This is a genomic window from Halomonas sp. A40-4 (genome assembly GCF_015767635.1).
Taxonomy (GTDB): Bacteria; Pseudomonadota; Gammaproteobacteria; order Pseudomonadales; family Halomonadaceae; genus Vreelandella; species Vreelandella janggokensis.
This window is the reverse complement of sequence record NZ_CP065230.1, coordinates 104278-127181: the sequence shown is the minus strand read 5'-3', so window position 1 is coordinate 127181 and position 22904 is coordinate 104278. Positions and strand designations below refer to the sequence as shown.

Sequence of the window (22904 nt, the reverse complement as noted above, 5' to 3'; positions counted from 1 at the left end):
CTGATACTCGGAACGATTCAGTGACCAAGCAACATTCCTTTGATCGCGATGAACTGCTGGCCTGCTCGCGCGGCGAACTTTTTGGCCCGGGCAATGCCCAACTGCCAGCACCCAACATGCTGATGCTTGACCGCATCACGCACATTCACGAAGCAGGCGGCGAGTACAATAAAGGCGAGCTGATTGCCGAATTGGATATCACACCCGACCTGTGGTTTTTTGATTGCCATTTTCCCGGTGACCCGGTCATGCCAGGCTGCCTTGGGCTTGATGCCATGTGGCAGTTGGTTGGCTTCTACCTGGGCTGGCTAGGCCACCCCGGCCGCGGTCGCGCACTCGGCTGCGGCGAAGTGAAGTTCAGCGGCCAGATACTTCCCGACGCGCAAAAAGTAACTTATCGTATCAACATGAAGCGTATTATTACTCGTCGGCTGATTCTGGGCATGGCCGACGGCACCGTCTCAGTAGACGGTCGTGACATCTATCAGGCTAATGATTTGCGCGTTGGCCTATTCACCTCCACTGCGAATTTTTAACAGGAGGCTCCCATGCGACGAGTGGTAGTCACCGGCCTTGGCATTGTGTCGTGCCTGGGCAACGACCAACAACAGGTTCTTGAGGCGCTCAGAAGTGGCCGTAGCGGCATTCGCTTCAAAGAAGACTATGCTGAACGTGGCTTTCGCAGCCAGGTTGCAGGCAGCGTTGATATTGACCTTGAATCGCTCATTGACCGCAAACTGCTGCGCTTTATGGGCGATGCAGCGGCTTATGCGTATATTTCCATGGCACAGGCCATCGAAGACGCCGGCCTCCCTGATGACCAGGTATCCAACGAGCGAACCGGCCTGATTGCAGGTTCTGGCGGCGCCTCGAGCGCCAACCAGGTTGAAGCCGCTGACGTGCTGCGCGAAAAAGGTTTGCGCCGTGTGGGCCCCTACCGCGTTACCCGCACAATGGGCAGTACCGTGTCGGCCTGCTTGGCAACGCCGTTCAAGATCAAGGGCGTCAACTATTCGATTTCGTCGGCTTGTGCGACATCGGCGCACTGCATTGGCAGCGCCATGGAGCAGATCCAGCTCGGCAAGCAGGACGTGGTCTTTGCTGGCGGTGGCGAAGAGGAACACTGGACACTGTCCTGCCTGTTCGACGCCATGGGCGCTCTTTCCACTCACTATAACGCGTCGCCCGACAAGGCATCGCGTCCTTATGACCAAGCTCGTGACGGCTTTGTGATCGCTGGCGGCGGCGGCATGCTGGTGCTCGAAGAACTGGAGCACGCCAAGGCACGCGGCGCCAAGATTTACGGTGAGTTGGTAGGCTATGGCGCCACGTCTGACGGCTACGACATGGTGGCACCTTCCGGCGAAGGGGCGACTCGCTGTATGCGCCAAGCCATGGCGACCGTTGAGGGTGATATTGATTATATCAATACCCACGGCACATCAACGCCGGTGGGCGATGTGGCCGAGCTCAAAGCGGTTCGCGAAGTATTTGGCAATTCAACACCGGCGATGAGCTCGACCAAATCGCTGACTGGCCATTCACTGGGCGCGACCGGCGTGCAGGAAGCCGTCTACTCGCTGCTTATGATGCAGCATGGCTTTGTGGCCGCCTCGGCCAACGTGGAACAGCTCGACGAGCAGGCCGACGGTTTCGATATCGTCACCGAACGTCGCGACGGCGTAACGATCGACCGCGTCTTGTCCAACAGCTTTGGCTTTGGCGGCACCAATGCCTGCCTGGTGTTCCAGCGCTACGCCGAGTAATCTGCGGCTAGTCTCTGGTAAGCACCATGAAAACGCCCCCTGTGGAATCCACATGGGGCGTTTTTTATGCTCAGCACATAAGCGCGTTATTGCGGCCTTGGCACATCCGATATATCGATCAGTTGGGTCTCTATCCACGCCTCGACATCGGCCAGTACCTCATCCGAGGTTCGCCCCGCGGTTTCGATCGGCTCGCCAATACGCACCCGCAGCACGCCCGGACGCTTGACCCAATGGCGCCCTGGCCAACGCTCTCCCGCATTATGGGCCACGGGGATGACCGGCACCCCTGCACGACAGGCAACCACGCTACCGCTTTTGTTGTAACGCCTGCGCTCCCCCGGCTCAACCCGGGTGCCTTCAGGGAAAATCAGCACCGAAAGCCCCGTGTTCAGCCGCGAGACGCCCTGGCTCAGCACCTGTTTGATAGCCCGTGCCGGTTTGGAACGGTCCAGGCTGATCGGGTGTAGCAGACGCAAGCCCCAGCCAAAGATGGGTAGGCGCAGTAATTCTCGCTTCAACACGGTACAAACAGGCGGTTTCATCACCTGCAGAAAAACCGTTTCCCACTCGCTCTGGTGGTTTGCCTGAATCACACAGGGCCCGTCAGGCAGGTGATGCGCGCCCTGAATGTCGTAACGCACACCACAGGCGATGCGGAACCAGAACATCAGAAAATAATTATATAAATTGAGCAGGCGATAGCGCCCGGCCAGAGGTAAAAAAGGCGCGATCGGCAGAAACAATACGCCAATCACCAACAAAGCGGCAAAATATCCCGCGTAAAATACCACGCTGCGAACCACTTGCTTCAAGACGACGCTCCTGTGCCGTCGACACCCTTTTGATCACGCGTTAAACACCAGGCATCGAGCATGCGCCCAACCTCCAAACGCCACGGCTTTTGATGGACACCAAACACGTTGAGCACGCGGCGGCAATTCAGCACGCGCCGCAGTTTGGCATCGTGATGATGCTTCAATGCCTTGACGTCGCCTAATGTCACTTGCTCGCCACGACCTTCAAGGTGGGTCAACAACTGGGTTCTTACCATGGAGGTAAAGGTAAAAGCGCTCACCGGCTCAGTGCCTGCCAGGTGATAGGCGCCCCAGGCGTTCGCCCCGCAGGACTGCTGCTGGAGCATGCCGATCAGTGCGAGAGCCACGGCATCTGCCGAGGTAGGGCAGAAGATGACGTCTTCCGCCGCGCGCACGCTGTCACCCATGACCAGGCTGTCCAACAGTTCGTTGAGCCACGCATGACTGCCCTCAAGGGCAAACAGCGGCCCCAGACGAACAATCAGATGGCGCGCGTAATCAGCCCGGATACGATTGCCGGTTTGCACCAGACGGCGCAGGCTCTCATCACGAGGTGCCGGAACGACATGCTCATCGATGGCGACGTCGAAACCGTCTTCGTAGAGCTGATCAGACACACACCAGACGAGCGCCACGTCTTCTGCGCGGCAGGCCTCAAGGCAGGCCTCAACGGCGTCGGCGTGCTCCATAACGGCGGCGGGAGCCATGTTCAAGGGGTGCGCCAGAGGCGGCATAATCACTGCATCCGGCGACACCTCGCGCAGGCGCTCGGCGCTCACTCGCGTCGTTGGCTCAATCACCAGCTCAGTATCTGAGCGGCGATTGGTTTCGCGCGCCAGCGCCAGACTCAAGCAGTGTCCCGCATCGAGTATCAAAAGCTTCAAGACGGCCTGTCTCCCTTAACCATCACTCGCGTCATTGAACGTCACTTAGAACGGAATCTCATCGTCGAAATCATCGAAATTGCCGGGGTCAGGGGCGCCATACTGGTTGTTTTGCTGGCCTTGGGGCGGTGCGGGCTGGTTTTGCTGGGGCGCTCGCTGCGGCTGGTTAGCGCCTTGTCCGCCGTATTGGTCACCCTGAGGCGGCTGGGGTTGGCCACCCTGCCCACCTTGCGCATAGTTATTGGGCGCCCCGCCGCCCTGGTAATCACCGCCGCGGGAATCAAGCATCTGCATGTCATTGGCAACGATTTCAGTGCTGTAGCGGTCCTGACCATTCTGGTCCTGCCATTTGCGGGTTTGCAAACGACCTTCGATGTAAACCTTGGAGCCTTTCTTGAGGTATTGCTGGGCAATTTCGGCGGTTTTGTTGAACATCACCACCCGGTGCCACTCGGTGCGCTCCTGGCGCTGGCCACTCTGGCGATCCATCCAGGTATCAGTGGTGGCCAGATTAAGATTGGCAACCGCTGTCCCGGAGGGCGTGAACCGTACCTCAGGATCCTGTCCGAGGTTGCCGATCAAGATAACCTTGTTAATGCCGCGAGCCATAAGGCGCTCCTTTCAATTGATATCGATAAACGTCGACAGCGTCCCAGCGACGCACTATTACCCCGCCCCTCTTACGATTTCGGGGGTGTTACCAGCTTAGCAAGCGCTGCTTGATCAAGCTGCTGTCGATTGACCTTCAAATACGCTAGCCGCTCTTCGGGCACAACCATGACATCCTCGACGCCTGCCACGCCCGCCAGGTGATCAAGCAGCACGTCCATAGTATCGCCCTCGGTGTCACCCAGTGCCACCACCTCACTGCTCAACGGCGGAGGCGATGGCATATTCAGCATCGCGACCCACCATAATAGCGCCAGCAGCGCACAGCCGAGAAATACTGCGTCCAGACCGCCGACCGTTGCCAGCACGCCCCCCAGGGTACCGCCGAGAAATGCCCCCAGGAATTGGCTGGTGGAATAAACACCCATGGCAGTCCCCTTCGCCCCGGCCGGTGCGAGCTTGCTGAGCATCGAGGGAAGGGTCGCTTCCAGCAGGTTAAAGCCGGTAAAGAAAATAAACAGCCATGGAAATAACCAATAGCCTTCAGAAACGGGCAGTCCCAACCCCGCCAGGCTGACCGCAATGGCGCCTATCGCCAGCAAACAGATCCGCGTCATGCGCTGGTGCTTCTCGGCCATGATCATCAGCGGCAGCATGGCGATAAACGAAAGCCCCATGATCGCCAGGTAGGCCAGACCATGATGCGCCGCACTGATACCCGTCTCAATCAAGCGAAACGGCACGGCCACAAAAATCGCCATCAGCACAAAGTGCAGTGCAAAAATCGACACGTCGAGTCGCCAGAGCTCCGGGCGTGACAACACGCTTCTCAACTGCCGACGATCCATGCCCACATCGCGGTGCTGGACACGGCGCGGCGCGGGAGGCACCCAGCGCCAAAGTACCATCAAGCCCAGCAGCGTCAGCAGCACCGTCATCCAGAACACACCGGCAAGCCCTGCCCATGCCGCCAGCCAGGGCCCAATCACCATGGCCAGCGCAAATGCCACGCCAATCGATAAGCCAATCGTTGCCATCGCCGCGGTACGCACCTGCTCGCGGGTCTGGTCCGCGAGCAGCGCCATGATAGCCGCGGCCACCGCACCACTGCCCTGCAAGGCACGACCGACAATCATTGCACCGATGGAATCAGCGAGCGCCGCCACCACACTGCCCAGGGCAAACAGTACCAGGCCGAAGGCAATCACGCGTTTGCGGCCAATCCGGTCAGACCATAAACCAAAGGGGATTTGCAGCAGCGCCTGGGTCAGTCCATAGATCCCTAGCGCCACCCCCACCAGCAGCGGCGTCGAACCTGCCAGACCGTCGGCATACAGCGCCAACACGGGCAGCACCATGAAAAGCCCCAACATACGAGACGCGTATAGACCCGCCAGGCCGCTGATGGCACGGCGTTCAGAGGCCAGTAACAGTGCAGACACCTTGCGCATAAAACCCTTGGGGTGGTCCTTGGGGTGATGATCGTCGATGGTAAATGCCCATAGGGGCTTGGATAGCCGCCCATTCTAGCGCGTTGGGTGATTCAGCGAAACGCCATCAACCCGATGCCAAGTGAAACCGCTTTGCCGGGAGGGCACAGAGAAACGTATAATCACGCTTTTGCCGCGCGATTCGAGGTGTTGATGGACAGCATTCTGGTCAGGGGTGCCCGCACCCACAACCTCAAGCAGATCGATGTGGAACTGCCCCGCAATAAGTTGATCGTGATTACCGGCCTTTCCGGTTCGGGTAAATCATCGCTGGCGTTCGACACCCTTTACGCCGAGGGGCAGCGCCGCTATGTGGAGTCGCTCTCCACCTACGCGCGCCAGTTCCTGTCGATGATGGAAAAGCCCGATGTAGATCACATCGAAGGGCTGTCACCTGCGATCTCCATTGAGCAGAAGTCCACCTCGCACAACCCGCGTTCGACGGTTGGCACGATTACCGAAATTTACGACTACCTGCGCCTGCTGTTTGCCCGTGCGGGCACGCCACGCTGCCCCGAGCACGGTGAGGATCTGGAAGCCCAGACGATTTCGCAGATGGTCGACCAGGTAATGAACCTCACCGAAGGCACCAAGCTGATGCTGCTTGCCCCGGTGGTCAAAGGCCGTAAAGGCGAGCATTTGCAGCTGCTGGCAGAGTTGCGCGCTCAGGGCTTTGTGCGCGCGTTGATCGATGGACAGGTGCTGGAACTGGACGACATCGCTCCGCTGGACAAGCGCAAAAAACACGACATCAGCGTGGTGGTCGACCGTTTCAAGGTGCGTGACGACCTCGCTCAACGCCTGGCCGAATCCTTTGAGACCGCGCTGAACCTGGCCGACGGCACCGCCATGATCCACTTCATGGACGGTGGCCACGAGGATATCGCCTTCTCGTCGCGCTTTGCCTGCCCGGTGTGCGGCTACTCGCTGGCAGAGCTCGAACCGCGCATGTTCTCGTTCAATAATCCGGCCGGTGCCTGCCCCACCTGCGACGGGCTGGGTGTCCAGCAGTACTTCGACCCGGCCAAACTGATCAGCCACCCTGAGCTGTCCTTGGCGGAAGGTGTAATCAAGGGCTGGGACCGGCGCAATATCTACTACTTCACCCAACTTCAGGCGTTGGCCAAACACTATCGCTTTGAACTGGAAACGCCCTGGAATGAACTTGCTCGCCACGAGCAGGAGATTATTCTCAACGGCAGCGGCGATGAAACCATTCCGTTTGTCTATGTGGGTGATCGCGGCCGCAAAGTGACCCGCGAACATGCGTTTGAGGGCGTACTGCCCAACATGCAGCGCCGCTACCGGGAAACCGAATCCAACATGGTCCGCGACGACCTGGCCAAGTATATCGCGGTACAGCCCTGCGCGACCTGTAGCGGCTCTCGTCTGCGTAAAGAATCACGCCATGTGTATGTCGACGACCGCAACATTGCCGATATGGTGCATTTGCCCATTGGCGACGCGTGGCGCTACTTTGCCAACCTGAGCCTGCCGGGACGCAAGGGTGAGATCGCCGACAAGATCGTTCATGAAATTCATGCACGGCTGGAGTTTCTGGTCAATGTGGGCCTAGATTACCTTAACCTGGAACGCAGCGCCGACACCCTCTCCGGCGGCGAGGCACAGCGCATTCGCTTGGCCAGCCAGATTGGCGCAGGCCTGGTCGGGGTGATGTATATTCTCGATGAGCCTTCCATCGGGTTGCATCAACGCGACAACGACCGGCTTTTAAAGACCCTGGAGCGACTGCGCGACCTGGGCAACACCGTGATCGTGGTCGAGCACGACGAAGATGCCATCCGCGCCGCCGACCACGTGCTGGATATCGGGCCCGGAGCTGGCGTCCACGGCGGCGAAATTGTCGCCCAGGGGACCCCGCAAGACGTCATGGACAACCCCAAGTCGCTGACCGGCCAGTACCTTTCCGGCACGCGGGAAATCGCCGTACCGCCCTACCGCATTCCCGGCAATCCGGAAAAGCAGCTCATCGTGCACGGCGCCACCGGCAACAACCTTCAGGACGTGTCGCTCTCGCTGCCGCTGGGGCTATTTGTCGCCATTACGGGCGTGTCTGGCTCGGGTAAATCAACCTTGATCAACGGCACCCTGATGCCCATCGCCGCCCGGGAATTGAATCGCGCCACCTCACTTACCCCTGCGCCTTATCAGAAAATCGAAGGGCTCGATCAGTTGGATAAAGTGATCGATATCGACCAGAGCCCGATTGGGCGCACGCCGCGCTCCAACCCGGCCACCTATACCGGCATTTTCACGCCTATCCGCGAACTGTTTGCCGGCACCCAGGAAGCCCGTTCGCGAGGCTACAAGCCCGGCCGGTTCAGCTTTAACGTCAAGGGCGGGCGCTGCGAGGCCTGTCAGGGCGAAGGCATGATCAAGGTCGAGATGCACTTCCTGCCCGACATCTATGTGCCCTGCGACGTGTGCAAGGGCAAGCGCTATAACCGTGAAACGCTGGATATTCATTACAAGGGCAAAACTATCCACGAGGTGCTGGCCATGACGGTGGAAGATGCCCTGGAATTCTTCAGCCCAGTGCCGGCCATTGCCCGCCGCCTGCAAACCCTGCTCGACGTGGGCCTGTCCTATATTCGCCTGGGGCAAAGTGCGACCACGCTTTCCGGTGGTGAAGCTCAACGAATCAAGCTCGCCCGCGAGCTGGCCAAACGCGATACCGGCAAAACGCTATATATCCTCGATGAGCCGACCACCGGCCTGCACTTTGAGGATATTCGCCAACTGCTGACGGTACTTCACCGCCTGCGCGATCACGGCAACACCATCGTGGTGATCGAGCATAACCTGGATGTGATCAAGACCGCCGACTGGATTATCGACCTGGGGCCTGAGGGAGGCTCTGGAGGTGGCCGAATCATCGCTGAAGGCACGCCGGAGCAGGTCGTCAAACAATCGACATCGCATACCGGACGCTTCCTGGCACCGTTACTGAAACGCCAACAGCCCGCGTCCGCCTGATGGTCAACCATGGTGGGCTTGCGCGCGCTGCTGCCACGCTGCGAGACTCATACGCTAAGCATTTTTAATCGGCGTCGTTTATAGTAGCGATCGATTGGATCATCGATTTTGTGCGAACATCATTTAAGGGGTCGTTAGCCGTGGGCCAAGAAAAAAGCTGCATCATTAAGCATTTCAGCCACTACTCCTCGCTTAGTGAAGACGAAAAGCAACTGCTCATCTCGCTGGAGGATAGTCCCACCGACATCAAGGCAGGCACGCTACTCTGGGAGATAGGCGACCCGGCCAATGAGTTCTGTACCCTGAAAAGCGGCTGGGCTTACTCGTATCGCCATCTGGAGAACGGCGACCGCCAGATACTGGAAGTCTTTTTGCCAGGCGATATCATTGGACTGCGTGAGTTTGCCTTTAACCAGCGTCTCGAGAACGTGCGCATGATCAACGACGGGGTTATCTGCCATTTTCCCCATCGCCGCATGCTCGAGCTATTTCGCCAGTCGCTACCGTTAACCTCGGTCATGTTCGCCATCGGCAGTCGTCAGCAAGCATTACTAACCGAACGGCTAGTCAACATTGCCCGGCGCAGCGCCCGCCAGAAAATGGCTCATTTTCTTCATGAAATGTATTTACGGCTGCGCCAGACAAACGACGATATCAGTGGCCAGTTCCGCTTACCGCTTTCCCAGGAGCAGTTGGCCGATATCCTGGGTTTGAGCCCGGTCCACGTCAGCCGAACGTTCAGCGCCCTCAGCGAGGATGGGCTGGTCTTCCGTGATCGGCATAACGTCACGATCCCGGACCTGGACGCCCTCTCGGTAGAAGGCGAGTTTGACGACGCCTACCTGACCGATAATGTGCGCCCACTGTTTGATGCCGCGGGCTAGCCCCCTACCTCCTCGTCTCCCCAACAAGCAAAAAACGCCGCGGGCTGACTAAGCTCGCGGCGTTTCTCATACGGCGATGACGCTTATTAGCCGCACTTAGACCAGCCACACCCCGCGTAACAGGTCGGGCAGCCATCCATCATGATCAGCTCACCGCGGCACTCCGGGCAGTGGCCGACGACCGCCGGTCCGCTGGCCTGGTCAGTGGTCGACGCCGCTTGACCGATGGGCTCGACCGCCCCGCTGCCGGCCTCGTCGGAGGTATCATCCACGGGGGGCTGCCAGGCGTGGCCGTGCTGCATACGATGCGCGTACCGCTCCACCAGGCTTTCCACCGGCACCTGGTTGCCGTCCTGATCCAGAAAGCCCCGGCGATACAGAATCTGCTGGATCGACCAGGCAATAGCAGCCACTTCGGAATCGTGGAACATGGGTTTGTTCCAGCGGTTCATGCCACAACGCACCAGACCCTTATCCCAGGCAACCTTGCGTAGGTCCGCGACCGCCTGGGTGACATAGCCGCCCCTCGCCGCCAGTGACAGGCTACGCATGGTAGCCGTAATCCATTGGTGTTCGCTGGAAAGCTGCCCGGAGGGGAAGAAAAACTCCACCGGCCGCTCGATGACCACGCGTTTGCCGCCAACCACGCCTTCCACCGGCATGAAGGACACCAGTAGATAAACCTTTTTGCGGCCTTCAGCGCCCACGTAGGAAATCTTTTCCGAGACGGCCTCCAGCGTGCCTTCCGGGCGCGACGGAATGCGCACCGTCAGCGGGTCTTCCTCGGGCAGAGTTGGGTTGGGCGCCGTCGGCTCCTGCTGTTTGATACGGTAACCGACGATCTTTGAAGTAATTTCAACAGTCATAACGTTCTCCACTTAGCAAAGGTGTGCATTGGCTGTGCGTGATGGGCCGCGTCCAGGCATCACCATTTGCCGTAAGTGCCTTCTTTCAAGCCATCAAACAGGTTGGCGGCATTGTGCTCTTCACCGTCGTAGATCACTTTTTCATCGCCGGCCAGTTCGAGGGTTTCACCGTTCTCGAGCTCAAATACATAGGTAGTGTTTTTCAGGTCATCCTCACGCACCAGCACGCCCTGGAAGGCTTCCGGGTTAAAGCGGAAGGTCGTGCAGCCTTTCAGGCGGCTTTCATAAGCCTGTAGATATAAATCCTGGAACTGTTCGAACGGAAATTCGGTGGGCACGTTAACCGTTTTGGAAATCGCCGAGTCGATCCATTGCTGGGCCGCCGCCTGCACCGCGACATGCTGCTCGGGGGTGACGGCATCAGCCGTAATGAAGTAGTCGGGGAGGTCACTGTCCACCGCATCAGCAGCAATAAAGTGGCGATAGGCTGCCAGCTCGAAGGACACAACTTCGACCTGCTCTTTGGTTTTCTTGCCAGACTGGATGATATTGCGGAAATAACGGTGCGAGAACGACGGCTCGATGCCGTTGGAGGCGTTGTTACCCATCGATAGCGAAATCGTGCCGGTCGGCGCGATAGAGCTGTGATGGGTAAAGCGAGCACCGTGTTCCGCAAGCTGCGCCACCAGCTCGGGTTCCAGCTCAGCCACCTTGTTCATGTACTGGCTGTAGCGGGCATGGAGAATGCGACCGGGCACCTTATCGCCCACTTCATAGCCGTCTTTGGCAAGCTGAGGACGCTCACGCATCATCTTCGGGGTGATCACGTGCTCTTCGGCAAGTACCGGCGCCATGCCTTTCTCTTGGGAAAGCTCTAGCGCCTGCTTCCAGCCTTCTAGTGCCAGGTGACGACTGACTTCTTCCGTGAAGGCCAGCGACGCCTGTGAGCCATAGGGGATCTTGAGCATGGTCAACGTCGAGCCCAGGCCCAGAAACCCCATGCCATGGCGACGCTTGGCTTCGATTTCGCGCTGCTGCTGGGGCAGCGGCAAGCCGGCAATCTCGACCACGTTATCCAGCATGCGGGTGAAGATCGCCACCACCTTGCGGTAGCGATCCCAATCAAAGCGCGGCTGGTCACTGAACGGTTCAATCACGAACTGGGTCAGGTTGACCGAGCCCAGTAGGCAAGCGCCTTCCGGCGGCAGCGGCTGCTCACCGCAGGGGTTGGTGGCGCGGATATCTTCGCAGAACCAGTTATTGTTCATGCGGTTCACCTGATCAATCAGGATGAACCCAGGCTCGGCATAGTCGTAAGTCGAGGACATGATGGTGTCCCACAGTTCCCGCGCCTTGATCACCTCGACAATGCGGCAGGCCACACGGCCTTCATCGTCGACCGTGTAGCCGTCTTGAACTACCGGCCAGTCACGGTAGATGATGTCCTCGGCGCTGACGTCTTCTTTCTCGCCGGGGTGGAGCGGGAAGGCCAGCGGCCAGTCCGTGTTATGCTTGACGGCCTCCATGAACTCGTCAGTAATCAACAGGCTAAGGTTAAACTGACGCAGCCGCCCCGCTTCGCGCTTGGCCTGGATAAACTCACGCACATCGGGGTGGCCAACATCGAAGGTGCCCATCTGCGCGCCTCGGCGGCCGCCCGCCGAGGCGACGGTAAAGCACATCTTGTCGTAGATATCCATGAACGCCAGGGGGCCGTTGGTGCCCGCACCTGCACCAAACACAAAGGCGCCCTTGTGGCGCAGCGTGGAGAAGTCGTAGCCGATACCGGCGCCGGACTTGAGCGTCATCCCTGCGTCCACCACGGAATCCAGAATATCGCGCATCGAATCGCGGATGGTGCGCGACACGGTGCAGTTGATCAGACTTACCGCGGGCTTATAGGCGTCAGCTCCGGCATTGGAGAGAATACGACCTGCAGGAACCGCACCATTTTCCAGCGCCCAACGGAATTTGGGCAGCCACTCTTGCGCCTTGTCACCTTCTACATCCGCCAAGGCTTTCGCTACACGCTCGAAGGTCGCGCCCAGGTCCTGATCCACCGGTTGGCTATGGCGATCCTTCAGACGATACTTGGCATCCCAAATTTCCCGCGACGGCGCCTGCAGCGGGACATCGTTAGAGGTGTTCATAGCCTGGGTAGCAGTACTCATGTCGCGAAACTCCTTAGCGGCGGTGAAAATAGCACTTGGTCAAAGCGATTATACGAGGCAACCGGATGAAGTATAGCCCTGACTTTCCACTATATCGGCTGCTTTTTGATATTTTTTCTACCATATATAGAAAAATCAGCGCGTTAGCCTTTTGTCCCCGAGCATCAGACGATAGGCTAAGGGTTTTCCAGATGATGGGCCTGCTCATGCCGTTAATATCGCGTTTTCAATCCGCACTTGCTTACCCTGCACTTGGCGCGGCATTGGTGTTATCGCTGCCATCGGCTCATGCCGTGTCGTTTAACGTCGAAGACGACCAAACCCATGAGCATTGGCAGTCGATGTCATTGACCCTCGGTGACGAGCGGCATTTTCGTGCCGTGGAAGCGCACAGCTATTCGGATGCCACCTTGAGTATCAATGCCACCCAGGGCGTGTGCGACTTACCCTGGCTGGAGATGCGTGTCGAGCTGGAGGCCGCTCAGGGCGAAAGCCAAGCGGTTAATCAGGTGCCTGCGCGGCTACGCGTCGATGAGCGAGAGCGCATTCACAGCGTCGCCGAATTTATCACCGAGCGTGGCGATAACGGCTTTTATGCCCACTTTTATCTCAACGATATCGATCAATTGATCGCCGACATGAGTGTTGGTGAACAGGTCTTCCTGGGTTTTGATCAGGGAGATGAAGACCCCTGGTACATGATATTCAGCCTGGAGGGCGCGGGAGAGGCACTGGCAAGGATGCAGCGCCTGTGCCGGGATGCGTCTTAGCGGGGGTTACTCCTGGATTGGCGGTTGCCTGAGTACCAGTTCGACACGACGGTTGGCCGCCCGCCCCTGCGCCGTTGCATTACTTGCGATCGGCTGGGTATCGGCATAGCCAACGGCGCGCATGCGATCAACCTCGAGCCCCTGGCTATCCAGGTGGCGGACCACTGCGATCGCCCGTGCTGCTGATAGCTCCCAGTTGGAAGGAAAGCGCGAGGTCGCGATGGGCACGTTATCGGTATGGCCTTCGATCGATACCTGTCCATCAAAGGCGCTGAGCACCTCGATAAGACTTTCGACAAGGTCACGGCCCTGCCCGGTGAGTTGCGCCCGGCCGCTATCGAACAACAGGTTGTCGTTGATGCGCAGCGTCACCCCTTCCCGCCCCTGGGAGACATCCACCCCGGGGATACTGACACCCTCAAAGCGTGGCTTAAGGCCGCTATGACGGGGCTCGATCCCGGCCGCCAGGGACGCCAGAGGCAGGTCGGCAATCGCGCCGGGAGATGCTTCAACGACGCTGGCTTGCGATCCGGCATCGTTACCGCCGGGTGGCGCCAGCGAGAGCAGCAAGACAAACAAGGTCAGCAACAGCGTCAATACATCCAGATAGCTGGTCATCCAGCCATCGTCGCCACTGTCCTTGGGCAGTGGCGCTTCCAATGTATGGCGGGTATCCCGGTCCAACATGCCGACTACCCCTTGGCGGGGGCGCTATTCGAGGCGCGCGGCTTCTTGACCTCCGGCTCGCGGATTTCGTCATGGTAATTGGCGACAAAGGAATTGAGCGTTTCTTCAATAAAGGAAGGTAACCGCCGCTTGGTAATCAGGGAGATCCCTTCCAGCACCATGTTCATGGTGATCAGGCGCTCCTCGGTGCGTCGCTCGAGCTTTACCGCGATAGGCTTGAACACCAGATTGGCCAGCAGGATACCGTAGAAGGTGGTCAGCAGCGCCACCGCCATGCGCGGGCCGATCACATCAAGATTGCCGGCGTCCATGACTTCCAGCATATTGACCAGTCCCACCAGGGTGCCAATCATGCCGAAAGCGGGCGCATAAGTGGCCATGGTGCGGAATATCTGGGCTTCCGCATGCTCACGCGCCTTCAGCCGCGCAATACGCCAGCGCAACATATCGAAGATTTCGTCTTCTTTGGTGTTGGCGATCACCAGTTGAATGCCGGTCCGCAAAAACGGATTACGGGTGTTTTCGAGCTCTCGTTCAACAGCGCGGACATCGCCCTTGAACCACAGCCGGGACATGGCCACCAACTCGTTGATATCATCACGCACGTAGGTGTTTTCGCGCCGGAAGACCAGCCCGACCAGACGCACCACCCGCAGCACTTCCTTGAGGGGATAGCTGATAAAGGTAGCGGCAAGTGTGCCCGTGACCACGATGGCGAGCCCGGGCAGGTTGAAGAAGCTATCCGGCGATTCGGCGGTGAAAAACAGGACGCTTACCAGCAACAGGATGCTGGCGAAAATACCGATCAGCGTCGATGGGTTCATGTCGTGCTCCTTAAAGCAATATAACGGGGCTTATCAGCACCGAGCGCTAAAACGCCGTTGCCCTGGCAGTGACGTCAAAAGCTCCTAAACCGAGTCGTTTAACTTGGCGCGCAGACGGCTGACTGCCTGACTATGCAACTGGGAAACGCGTGACTCCGTGACGCCGAGAACAGCGCCCACTTCTTTCAGGTTGAGCTCTTCCTGGTAATACAGCGCCATGAGCAACTTTTCACGCTCGGGCAGCGCCTCGATGGCCGCCACCAGGGTTTCCCGCTGCTGAGCATCGAGCAAGTGGTCAAACGGCGAACTCACGGTTTCGCGATTATGCGGTTCGCTGCCATCGGCCACCAGCTCTTCAAAGGGCAGCAACTGCCCGCTATTAGTGTCTTGCAATAGCTGCTGATAGTCGCCCAGCGGCATCTCCATGGCGTCAGCGATTTCCGTTTCCTCGGGGGGACGCCCAAGCGACTGCTCCAAACGCCTGACGGTTTCATCAACGGCCCGCGCCGAACGACGGACGCTGCGAGGCAGCCAATCACGAGTACGCAATTCGTCCACCATCGCCCCGCGTATGCGCTGACTGGCAAACGTCGCAAAGGTGGCCCCCTGAGTGGCATCGAAACGTCCCAGAGCTTCCAGTAGCCCCATCATGCCTGCCTGGATTAAGTCATCCAGCTCTATGCTGGCCGGCAACCTGACCTGAAGCGTCAAGGCCTGACGTCTCACCAGTGGCATGTACTCCGTCATCAGCTCACTTTGTTTGATCCTGCCTTGTGCTGTGTACATCCTATTGCCTCGCGGCTAAACCACCTGTGCTCACTGGTAATTCACTATCATCTGCAACCCTTTAACGCTAACGGGACGCTGCCCTGGGTTTAGCGCAAATTGAAAATGCAGGGGCGTTGTCGCACTTATGCCTGATAAAGCACGGGTCTCCCCACGCATGCCCGATAATGACACACAGCGCTCGGGGTGGCATAACCATGCCTGTAGCGCTGCCCCGGGCGCGTGTTGGTACTGCCACTGGACTCGCTCGATGACCGCCGCTGGCGTGGTAGCGCCCGCTGGAGGACGAACCGGTTCACTGCGACTGGCGCGGTCGCTCATGGTCACCATGAGCCCCGGCACTTGTGTCACCCAGCTGCTGGACGCTCCCTGAGCAAACGAACCGAGTCCCAGGGCTAGTACCAAAATGCTAATCGCATGACGCCAATAGCCTAGCATGCATCGTTCCTTCTCATGAGCGGATTAACCCCGATTATTAGACGCTTTACCGGCGTTAGCTGCCATTAGCGGGCCAGCAATAGCAATTCAGTGTCAAGATAGTAGCCGGCCGCTTGCTGCAGGTTGGCCAATAGGCCTTGCCTGGGCAGGTGAGGCTCGTGCAGTGCCAACAAGCGTTGCGGGCCGTTATGCTGCCGCAGCTGTTTCAATAGCTGGTACATGCGCCCAAATGCATCGGCATCGCTGCTGACCCACAACGCCCAGCGACGGTGTTGCTGGCTGAGCGTCGCCAGTTCTGGCTCATCCGGCATCACGATCCGAATATCCCAGTCGGCCGGATCCCCGGCCCAGGCTCGCCCTAGCGCGGCCCACTGGCCCAGGCGCGCGCTGACCTTGCGCACCTCTACCGGCCCATCACCTGATAGCCCGGTGACCATTAACGGCGTTTTAGGCTTAGGCGGTGTGACAGGCGGCTCCATGGCCGCCGCGCTGGGCACCACGGGTGAGCGGTAGGCCATCGGCCCGGATGATTCCGTTGCCTCGGGAGGCGCTTCATCGCCCCGCTGCTGACGCTGCAGATCCGCCCACTTGCGCAGCCCAGAAGCTTGGTCTTGTGCGCTCATGCCAGGCCCTCACGATTAACACCGCCCAGTTGGCGGATCGCATCACGGGCCATAAAGGCGTATACCAGCGCATCCAGCAATGCCGTATCCCGCCGACGGCGACGGCTGCTTAGCAGGTTCAGCACATCACCGTGCAATGCACCGGCGGCCTCGTCCTCGGCGCAATCAAGGTGCCCGGCAATGGCGGCAATGCCACTGGCCATCAACAGGCGCACTTCAGGGCTTACGTCGCCACTATCGGCGTCTTTGAGCTGCTGCCAGGCACGCCGTGTCAGCGCCGCAAGGCTTTCACTCTGCAGTTGGGTCACCAGCAGGCTCAGCACCTCATTGCCCAATCGCGCGGGGGTGAGCCAGTAACGGCGGGTGACCACTTTGGCGCTTTCGGGGTCACGGACTTCGCCATACCACGCCAGCAGCGCCCGCCCCTCTTTGTCGGTAACTTCGGCATAGGCCGTCCACAGCGCCATCGGCTGGCCACGGAAGCGCACATTGACGCGGTGATTGAGCGTACTCTCGGCAAACAGCTGGCGCAGCGCATAGCGTTCACCGTGCAAGTTTACCCTGAGTGCCGGGGGTGCCAGGCTGACCCAGGTCAGGTATTGGCGCTCTAACCAGGTCAACGCCTCGCTATCGGGTAATGACGGCAGCAGGTGCACGGCGACGCCATCGCGCTCGCTAAAGGTGGTCATGCGCGGTTGCCAGCCAGCGGGCTGGCGGTGCTGAAGCCAGGGTAGCGCCATCCAGGCGCCCTCGGCATCCAGTCCTATATCCGGCATCGCCCAATCGCAGCCGCGTTCATTGCGGCGGGGCGACCAGGCCATGCCCAGCATGTGTTGGGGCGGTGGGTACCCTTCCAGAAGCTCGTCCAGACGCTGATCCTGCAACACGCTGGGCAGGTTAGCGATATCCCAGACGCCTTCGAGACGCTCAAAGCCCACCATGCGCTCGCGCAGACGCGCAAACAGCGACGACAGACGGCGCCCCTGGCCCAGCACATCCCGTGACCAGCGGGGCATGCTGAGCGGTGCGGCGGATGGAGATCCACTGCCTGACCCGGCCGCGTCGGTATTCAGCGCCTGATCGACCAGGGTAGCCGGGTCCGCCACCGCCATATCTTCGGGGACCTGCTGACCATAGGAACCAAACAGCACGCGCATGCCATGGCGCATGACAATATCCAGGATAGGCGCCAAACGTCCCGCTTCGTCCTGCTTGGTGATGATGCAGTCATCCAGTTCAGCACCTGCCGCACGGGCAGCCTGGCGATAGCGCATCACCACTTCTTCCAACGTTTCCGGTTGGCTGGCGGCATTCAGCAGCAGTACCAACCTGACGTTGGAGCGACCACCCTGCAAGTGAGCGATCTGCTCGATGACCCGCTGGTCGCGCTGGCTCATGCCCACGGTATCGATGATGACCCACTGTTTGCCCTGCAGACGATTCAGCAGGTCGTCGATGGGTTGCTCCGCATCCAGCGCGTACATCGGGATATCCAGCAGGCGCGCGTAGATGCGCAGTTGCTCATGAGCGCCGATACGGAAGCTGTCGGTGGTCACCAGGGCGACGGGACGGGTCCCATGGCGCATGACAAAGCGAGCCGCGAGCTTGGCGGTAGTGGTCGTCTTGCCAACCCCGGTGGGCCCAACCAGGGCGACAATGCCCGTTTGATCGAAAAATTCGGGCTCATCCTGGAGCACGGCCAGTCGTGCCATCAGGCGCTCACGCAACCAAGGCAGTGCCTGCTCGCTGTCCGCACTTTGCGCCGACAGGAAGCCCGGCAGGTCCATCAGGATGTCGTCGGCAAGCTCGCGGCTGAAACCAACACCGCAAAGCAGCTGTCGCCAACGCTCTGTCCCGCTGGCGGTCGAGGCAGTGGGTGTTGTGCTACGGTCGGTTTGTTGGGAAGCAAGCAGCGAGCGCATATCCTGCATTTCGCGCAGTAAGCGCTCACTCATCGACTCCAGCGGATCCTTCGGCGCAGCCGGTGGCTCGTTGGCGGGAGGGGGCGAAGGCTCGAAATGATCAACGGCTTCGTCGGCCATGGCGAGAATTTCAACGCCGCCCTCAGTGCGCCGGTTCGCGACAATCAACGCGTCGTCACCCAGCGCTTCACGCACCTGGCGCATCACATCGCGACTGTTGGCGCCCACGAAACGTCTAACACTCATGTATTACCCCTGGCCGTGAGTCAAATAGTGACGCTGGCATCAGCGGCCCCCTACCACAGTGGTTACCCGCAGCGTGCGGTCATCGGGTATCTCAGCCTGGGACAGGACGGCCATATGGCGCAAGCGACGGCGCAAGAACCGCGACAACACCGCACGCAGGGAATGCTGAACCACCAGTACCGGCGGCTCGCCACTGCTTTCGTGGCGCTCCAGTGCCTGCTGGGCCTGGGTCATTAGCGTTTCGGCAAGCCCCGGCTCCATCGCCCCGTTGCCGTTCATCGCCTGCACCAGCACCTGCTCTAGCTGAGCATCCAGCCCCATCACGTTCAAGGTATCCTGACCGGCAAACCACTGCTGGGTAATCGCCCGGCCCAGGGCCACACGAACCAGAGCCGTCAGCTCGTTGGCGTCCTGCTGCTGGCTGGCGTACTCAGCCAGGGTATCAAGGATGGTGCGCATGTCGCGAATCGACACGTCTTCATCCAGCAGGTTCTGCAGGATACGCTGCAGCACCGTGAGCGAAATGGCCTTGGGTACGACTTCTTCCACCAGCGACTTCTGCTCGCTGCCCAGCTTGTCCAGCAGTTTCTGAACTTCCTGGCGGCCGAGCATTTCCGGCGAGTGGCGGTGCAATAGGTGATTGAGATGCGTCGCGATCACTGTGCTGGCGTCGACGACCGTGTAGCCGTAGACCTGGGCATGCTCTCGCTGGCTGGACTCAATCCACACCGCGGGCAAGCCAAAGGCAGGATCTTCGGTTGGCGTGCCTTGCAGTTCCCCGGACACCTGACCCGGGTTAATCGCCAGCCACTTGCCCGGATAGGCCTCGGCACGGCCAATTTCGGCGCCTTTCATTGACAGCACATAAGCGTTTGGCGACAGCTCCAGGTTGTCGCGTATATGCACTACCGGCGGCAGAAAGCCGACCTCCTGGGCAAACTTTTTACGAACGCTTTTAATCCGCGCCAACAACTCGCCTTTTTGTCGTGAATCGACTAGTGGAATCAGACGATGACCGACTTCCAGGCCGAGCGTATCGACCAGTTGGACATCTTCCCAGCTGGCCTCAGGCGCCTCCTGGGTCGGCGGTGGTGCGGCGGAGATTTCCTCCTTGACCAGCGCCTGCTCCTGGCGGCGCATGATGAACCAGGCCAGCCCGGCAAGCAGCAGGGTAAACAGCAGGAAAACCATGTTGGGCATGCCCGGCACAATACCTAGCAGGCCCATGACCATCGCTGCCAGGATCATCACCTGGGGGTTGATGAACAACTGGCTGATCATCTGCTGACCAACATCCTGGTCGGTATTGACCCGCGATACCGTCACACCGGCGGCCGTCGAAATAACCAGGGCGGGAATTTGCGCCACCAGGCCATCCCCGATGGCCAGCAACATATAGCTGCGACCGGCATCGCCGAAGCTCATATCGTGCTGCAGCATGCCAATCATCAGGCCGCCAATGATGTTAACGACCATGATCACCAGGCCCGCGACGGCGTCGCCACGTACGAACTTGCTGGCACCATCCATCGACCCGTAAAAGTCGGCTTCCTGGGCGATTTCCGCACGCCGGTTCTTGGCGTCTTCCTCGCCAATCAGCCCTGCATTGAGGTCAGCATCGATTGCCATCTGCTTGCCAGGCATGGCGTCCAGCGTGAAGCGAGCACCCACTTCGGCGATACGCCCTGCACCTTTGGTGATAACCATGAAGTTGATGATCACCAGAATCAGAAAGACCACCAAACCCACGGCAAAATTACCACCGACCAGAAACGCCCCAAAAGCCTCGATCACCTTGCCGGCAGCGGCACCGCCCTGGTGCCCTTCCATCAGCACCACGCGGGTTGACGCCACGTTCAACGACAAACGCAGCAGCGTCGTAAACAGCAGCACGGCGGGGAAGGCGGCAAAGTCGAGGGGTTTTTGGGCGAACATGCTGACCATCAGCACCATGACGGCCATGGCGATATTGAAGGTAAACAGCAAATCCAGCGCAAACGGCGGCATGGGCACGATCATCATGCCCAGAATCATCAGGATCAGCAGTGGCCCGGCGAGCAACTGGACTTTTACGTCGCTCACCCAGTCACGCCGACTCATTAGTTGGGTAAAGCCTTTCATGTTTGGGCCTCATCGCCACCGGCGCCACGCCCGGGGGTTTCCATTTCCGGGGGCACCGGCAGATTATCGGGGGTAGGCGGCACTTCGCCTCCTTGTTGCGCTACATTTTTCAAGCGATATGCCCAGGCCATGACCTCGGCCACGGCCGTATATAAATTCGCCGGTATTTCGGCGTCCAGATCGACGTGATGATACAGCGCCCGCGCCAGCGGTGCTGCTTCTAACCGTGGCACTTCCGCTTCATTGGCAATTTCACGGATGCGCTCGGCCACCGCATCAGTGCCTTTAGCCACCAGGCGTGGCGCCCCCATCTGCCCCTCTTGATACGACAGCGCCACTGCGTAGTGGGTCGGGTTGGTAATGATGACGTCCGCCTCCGGCACCTTGCTCATCATACGGCCGCGCGCCATGGCCTGCTGCTGCTGGCGAATCCGGGCCTTCACCTGAGGGTCGCCTTCTGATTCCTTGTGCTCGCGCTTGACTTCTTCCTGGCTCATGCGCAATTTCTTGGCATTACTCCACAGCTGGAAGGGCACATCAATCAAAATCACCACGATCAACGCCAGGATCATCAATCCCGCTGCCTGGGCCGCCATGGTCAAGGCGCTGGCCAACGCCTGCTGAATAGGCTGGTTCATCAGTGACATGAACTTGCCCATATTAAGGTATAAAAATGCCGCACCTACGCTACCGACCAGCAGTGTCTTGGCAATCGCCTTGGCCAGCTCGATCAATGCTTGGGTAGCGAAGATGCGCTTCATCCCGGATAGCGGATTCAGCTTGGACAGTTTCGGCTGCATCGACTTTCCTGAAATCAAAAAACCGCCCAGCAGCGCAGGTGACACCAGCGCGATCAATGTCAGCAGTAAAAACAGCGGCATCATTGCAAACAGAGTGCGCCTGCCGAGATCGATGGCATGGGTCACCATCGGCATACTTTCCATGGCGTGGCGGCGCTCGAATAGAAAAGCCTGCTCCATCACCATGCCAAGCTGATTGTAGAGCATTTGTCCCATGGTCCAGAGGCCAATCACCCCGCCCAAGAGCACCAGAAAGGTGGTCAGCTCCCGCGAGCGGGGCACCTGCCCTTCTTCACGCGCCTTTTCCAGCCGTCGGGGCGTGGCCTCTTCGGTCTTTTCCTGGTCGCTGTCGTCTTCTGCCATGCGGTCATCCGGCCAGGTAATGTATCGCGGCTAAACACGAAAAGCCGCCCCTAAGGACGGCTGAGCGAAACGTCGTGTAACCCGAGCAAGGGTTCAAACCGTGCGCTAGAAGCCCAATTCGTCCAATAGATCGTCGACCTGATCTTGCCCGGTCACGATATCAGGTGCATTGTCCTTCACTTGAGGCCCATTCAAAAGCTCTTCGTTACGCCGTGCATTCTCGTTTTTCCACTGATCTTCGGCCTTGCGTTGCATCGTTTCTCGTGCCTGGGCCTCCGGAACGTTGTCAATGAGCACCTGAACCAGCTGATGTTCAATCTCGCGAATGACGTCCATCATCTTCTTGATGACCTGACCGGTAAGGTCCTGGAAATCCTGTGCCATCATGATTTCCATCAACTCTTTATTGGTCGCCGCCGCCATATCCGGCACGCTCCCCAGATAGCCACGCGTATCTTTGACCAGCGCTTTGGCTTCGTCCAACTCCTTTGGCGCTTCAAACCACTCTGACCAACGCTTATCCAACGCCTCAGCCTGATCGCTAAGCTGATCCTGAAGCGGTTGGGCCCGGTCAATCGCATTCAGCGAGCGATCTGCCGCCTGCTCGGTCATGGTGGCGACGTAATGCAAACGGTCGCGTGCATCGGGTATCGCTTCAGCCGCTCGCTCGATTTCCTTATCCAGCCCCAGCTCACGCATGTTTTCCCTCAACATGCGGGTCAGTTTGCCAACGCGATGAATAAGATCTTCGGCGGCCTCTTCGGACAGTTGGGTAGAACCGGACTGCTCATTCTGGCTCATGGTGCTCTCTCCTCGTAATCCCGGCCCGCAGGCCTTGC

The 22904-nt window shown here is 59.2% G+C and carries 20 protein-coding genes; 5 read left to right on the top strand and 15 right to left on the bottom strand.

Annotated elements, in window-relative coordinates; genetic code table 11:
* Positions 1-20 precede the first annotated feature (20 nt).
* Entirely contained in the window at positions 21-536 is a 516-nt protein-coding gene (fabA, locus tag IT895_RS00580) for a 3-hydroxyacyl-[acyl-carrier-protein] dehydratase FabA (RefSeq protein WP_066319005.1), read from the top strand.
* Between the two features lie 12 nt (positions 537-548).
* Positions 549-1766 (top strand): beta-ketoacyl-ACP synthase I, encoded by a 1218-nt coding sequence (fabB, locus tag IT895_RS00575; protein WP_085917586.1) that lies wholly within the window; start codon positions 549-551, stop codon positions 1764-1766.
* Between the two features lie 86 nt (positions 1767-1852).
* On the opposite strand, the gene IT895_RS00570 is transcribed toward fabB, so the two are convergent.
* The 4 genes from IT895_RS00570 to IT895_RS00555 all read right to left on the bottom strand — a co-directional run bounded on the left by IT895_RS00570 (position 1853) and on the right by IT895_RS00555 (position 5528).
* Entirely contained in the window at positions 1853-2581 is a 729-nt protein-coding gene (locus IT895_RS00570; protein WP_085917585.1) for a lysophospholipid acyltransferase family protein, read from the bottom strand.
* Positions 2578-3468 carry a sugar nucleotide-binding protein gene (locus IT895_RS00565; RefSeq protein WP_199284432.1) on the bottom strand — a complete coding sequence of 297 codons (891 nt, stop codon included), beginning with the start codon at positions 3466-3468 and terminating at the stop codon, positions 2578-2580. The genes IT895_RS00570 and IT895_RS00565 overlap by 4 nt, the downstream gene beginning before the upstream one ends.
* A gap of 45 nt (positions 3469-3513) precedes the next feature.
* Positions 3514-4077 (bottom strand): single-stranded DNA-binding protein, encoded by a 564-nt coding sequence (gene ssb, locus IT895_RS00560; RefSeq protein WP_066318997.1) that lies wholly within the window; start codon positions 4075-4077, stop codon positions 3514-3516.
* Between the two features lie 71 nt (positions 4078-4148).
* Positions 4149-5528 (bottom strand): MFS transporter, encoded by a 1380-nt coding sequence (locus tag IT895_RS00555; RefSeq protein ID WP_199284431.1) that lies wholly within the window; start codon positions 5526-5528, stop codon positions 4149-4151.
* Between the two features lie 192 nt (positions 5529-5720).
* On the opposite strand from IT895_RS00555, the gene uvrA reads away from it, so the two are divergent.
* Positions 5721-8564: an excinuclease ABC subunit UvrA gene (uvrA, locus tag IT895_RS00550; RefSeq protein ID WP_199284430.1), complete on the top strand. Its 2844-nt coding sequence runs from the start codon at positions 5721-5723 to the stop codon at positions 8562-8564.
* A 140-nt stretch (positions 8565-8704) separates the two neighbouring features.
* Positions 8705-9448: a Crp/Fnr family transcriptional regulator gene (locus IT895_RS00545; protein ID WP_085917581.1), complete on the top strand. Its 744-nt coding sequence runs from the start codon at positions 8705-8707 to the stop codon at positions 9446-9448.
* An 86-nt stretch (positions 9449-9534) separates the two neighbouring features.
* Here the strand turns inward: IT895_RS00545 and IT895_RS00540 are convergent, their stop codons facing one another.
* Together IT895_RS00540 and IT895_RS00535 are read right to left on the bottom strand one after the other, a co-directional pair.
* Positions 9535-10314, bottom strand: a complete 780-nt coding sequence (locus IT895_RS00540; protein WP_199284429.1) for a ribonucleoside-diphosphate reductase — start codon at positions 10312-10314, stop codon at positions 9535-9537.
* Positions 10315-10373: 59 nt separating this feature from the next.
* Entirely contained in the window at positions 10374-12485 is a 2112-nt protein-coding gene (locus tag IT895_RS00535) for an adenosylcobalamin-dependent ribonucleoside-diphosphate reductase (RefSeq protein ID WP_199284428.1), read from the bottom strand.
* A 194-nt stretch (positions 12486-12679) separates the two neighbouring features.
* Here IT895_RS00535 and IT895_RS00530 point away from each other — a divergent pair, with 194 nt between their 5' ends.
* Positions 12680-13255, top strand: a complete 576-nt coding sequence (locus IT895_RS00530; protein WP_442786531.1) for a hypothetical protein — start codon at positions 12680-12682, stop codon at positions 13253-13255.
* A 6-nt stretch (positions 13256-13261) separates the two neighbouring features.
* Here IT895_RS00530 and IT895_RS00525 read toward each other — a convergent pair whose 3' ends face one another.
* The 9 genes from IT895_RS00525 to cheZ form a co-directional block, all read right to left on the bottom strand.
* A complete protein-coding gene (locus tag IT895_RS00525) occupies positions 13262-13942 on the bottom strand; it encodes an OmpA/MotB family protein (RefSeq protein ID WP_199284427.1) in 681 nt (226 codons plus the stop codon).
* A 5-nt stretch (positions 13943-13947) separates the two neighbouring features.
* On the bottom strand, positions 13948-14766 hold the full coding sequence (locus IT895_RS00520) for a motility protein A (protein ID WP_199284426.1): 819 nt from the start codon (positions 14764-14766) through the stop codon (positions 13948-13950).
* An 84-nt stretch (positions 14767-14850) separates the two neighbouring features.
* Positions 14851-15552: an RNA polymerase sigma factor FliA gene (locus IT895_RS00515; RefSeq protein WP_199284425.1), complete on the bottom strand. Its 702-nt coding sequence runs from the start codon at positions 15550-15552 to the stop codon at positions 14851-14853.
* 30 nt (positions 15553-15582) lie between these two features.
* Positions 15583-15990, bottom strand: coding sequence for a flagellar protein FlhE (locus IT895_RS00510; protein WP_199284424.1), 408 nt, complete (start codon positions 15988-15990; stop codon positions 15583-15585).
* 65 nt (positions 15991-16055) lie between these two features.
* Positions 16056-16613 carry a hypothetical protein gene (locus IT895_RS00505; protein WP_199284423.1) on the bottom strand — a complete coding sequence of 186 codons (558 nt, stop codon included), beginning with the start codon at positions 16611-16613 and terminating at the stop codon, positions 16056-16058.
* Positions 16610-18781, bottom strand: coding sequence for a flagellar biosynthesis protein FlhF (gene flhF, locus IT895_RS00500; protein ID WP_199284422.1), 2172 nt, complete (start codon positions 18779-18781; stop codon positions 16610-16612). Before flhF ends, IT895_RS00505 begins: the two co-directional genes overlap by 4 nt.
* A 39-nt stretch (positions 18782-18820) precedes the next feature.
* The gene (gene flhA, locus IT895_RS00495) at positions 18821-20902 is read right to left on the bottom strand and encodes a flagellar biosynthesis protein FlhA (RefSeq protein WP_085917572.1); all 2082 of its coding nucleotides are present in this window, start codon (positions 20900-20902) and stop codon (positions 18821-18823) included.
* Positions 20899-22065, bottom strand: a complete 1167-nt coding sequence (flhB, locus tag IT895_RS00490) for a flagellar biosynthesis protein FlhB (RefSeq protein WP_085917571.1) — start codon at positions 22063-22065, stop codon at positions 20899-20901. Before flhB ends, flhA begins: the two co-directional genes overlap by 4 nt.
* A 105-nt stretch (positions 22066-22170) precedes the next feature.
* Entirely contained in the window at positions 22171-22866 is a 696-nt protein-coding gene (gene cheZ / locus IT895_RS00485) for a protein phosphatase CheZ (RefSeq protein ID WP_199284421.1), read from the bottom strand.
* Positions 22867-22904: the final 38 nt, after the last annotated feature.

Bases quoted from the DNA above. Each gene is read 5' to 3' on its own strand.
- fabB (WP_085917586.1), top strand. From the start codon at position 549: ATGCGACGAGTGGTAGTCACCGGCCTTGGCATTGTGTCGTGCCTGGGC.
- ssb (WP_066318997.1), bottom strand. From the start codon at position 4,077: ATGGCTCGCGGCATTAACAAGGTTATCTTGATCGGCAACCTCGGACAG.
- IT895_RS00555 (WP_199284431.1), bottom strand. From the start codon at position 5,528: ATGCGCAAGGTGTCTGCACTGTTACTGGCCTCTGAACGCCGTGCCATC.
- uvrA (WP_199284430.1), top strand. From the start codon at position 5,721: ATGGACAGCATTCTGGTCAGGGGTGCCCGCACCCACAACCTCAAGCAG.
- IT895_RS00540 (WP_199284429.1), bottom strand. From the start codon at position 10,314: ATGACTGTTGAAATTACTTCAAAGATCGTCGGTTACCGTATCAAACAG.
- IT895_RS00535 (WP_199284428.1), bottom strand. From the start codon at position 12,485: ATGAGTACTGCTACCCAGGCTATGAACACCTCTAACGATGTCCCGCTG.
- IT895_RS00530 (WP_442786531.1), top strand. From the start codon at position 12,680: ATGGGCCTGCTCATGCCGTTAATATCGCGTTTTCAATCCGCACTTGCT.
- IT895_RS00525 (WP_199284427.1), bottom strand. From the start codon at position 13,942: ATGTTGGACCGGGATACCCGCCATACATTGGAAGCGCCACTGCCCAAG.
- IT895_RS00520 (WP_199284426.1), bottom strand. From the start codon at position 14,766: ATGAACCCATCGACGCTGATCGGTATTTTCGCCAGCATCCTGTTGCTG.
- IT895_RS00515 (WP_199284425.1), bottom strand. From the start codon at position 15,552: ATGTACACAGCACAAGGCAGGATCAAACAAAGTGAGCTGATGACGGAG.
- IT895_RS00510 (WP_199284424.1), bottom strand. From the start codon at position 15,990: ATGCTAGGCTATTGGCGTCATGCGATTAGCATTTTGGTACTAGCCCTG.
- IT895_RS00505 (WP_199284423.1), bottom strand. From the start codon at position 16,613: ATGAGCGCACAAGACCAAGCTTCTGGGCTGCGCAAGTGGGCGGATCTG.
- flhF (WP_199284422.1), bottom strand. From the start codon at position 18,781: ATGAGTGTTAGACGTTTCGTGGGCGCCAACAGTCGCGATGTGATGCGC.
- flhA (WP_085917572.1), bottom strand. From the start codon at position 20,902: ATGAAAGGCTTTACCCAACTAATGAGTCGGCGTGACTGGGTGAGCGAC.
- flhB (WP_085917571.1), bottom strand. From the start codon at position 22,065: ATGGCAGAAGACGACAGCGACCAGGAAAAGACCGAAGAGGCCACGCCC.
- cheZ (WP_199284421.1), bottom strand. From the start codon at position 22,866: ATGAGCCAGAATGAGCAGTCCGGTTCTACCCAACTGTCCGAAGAGGCC.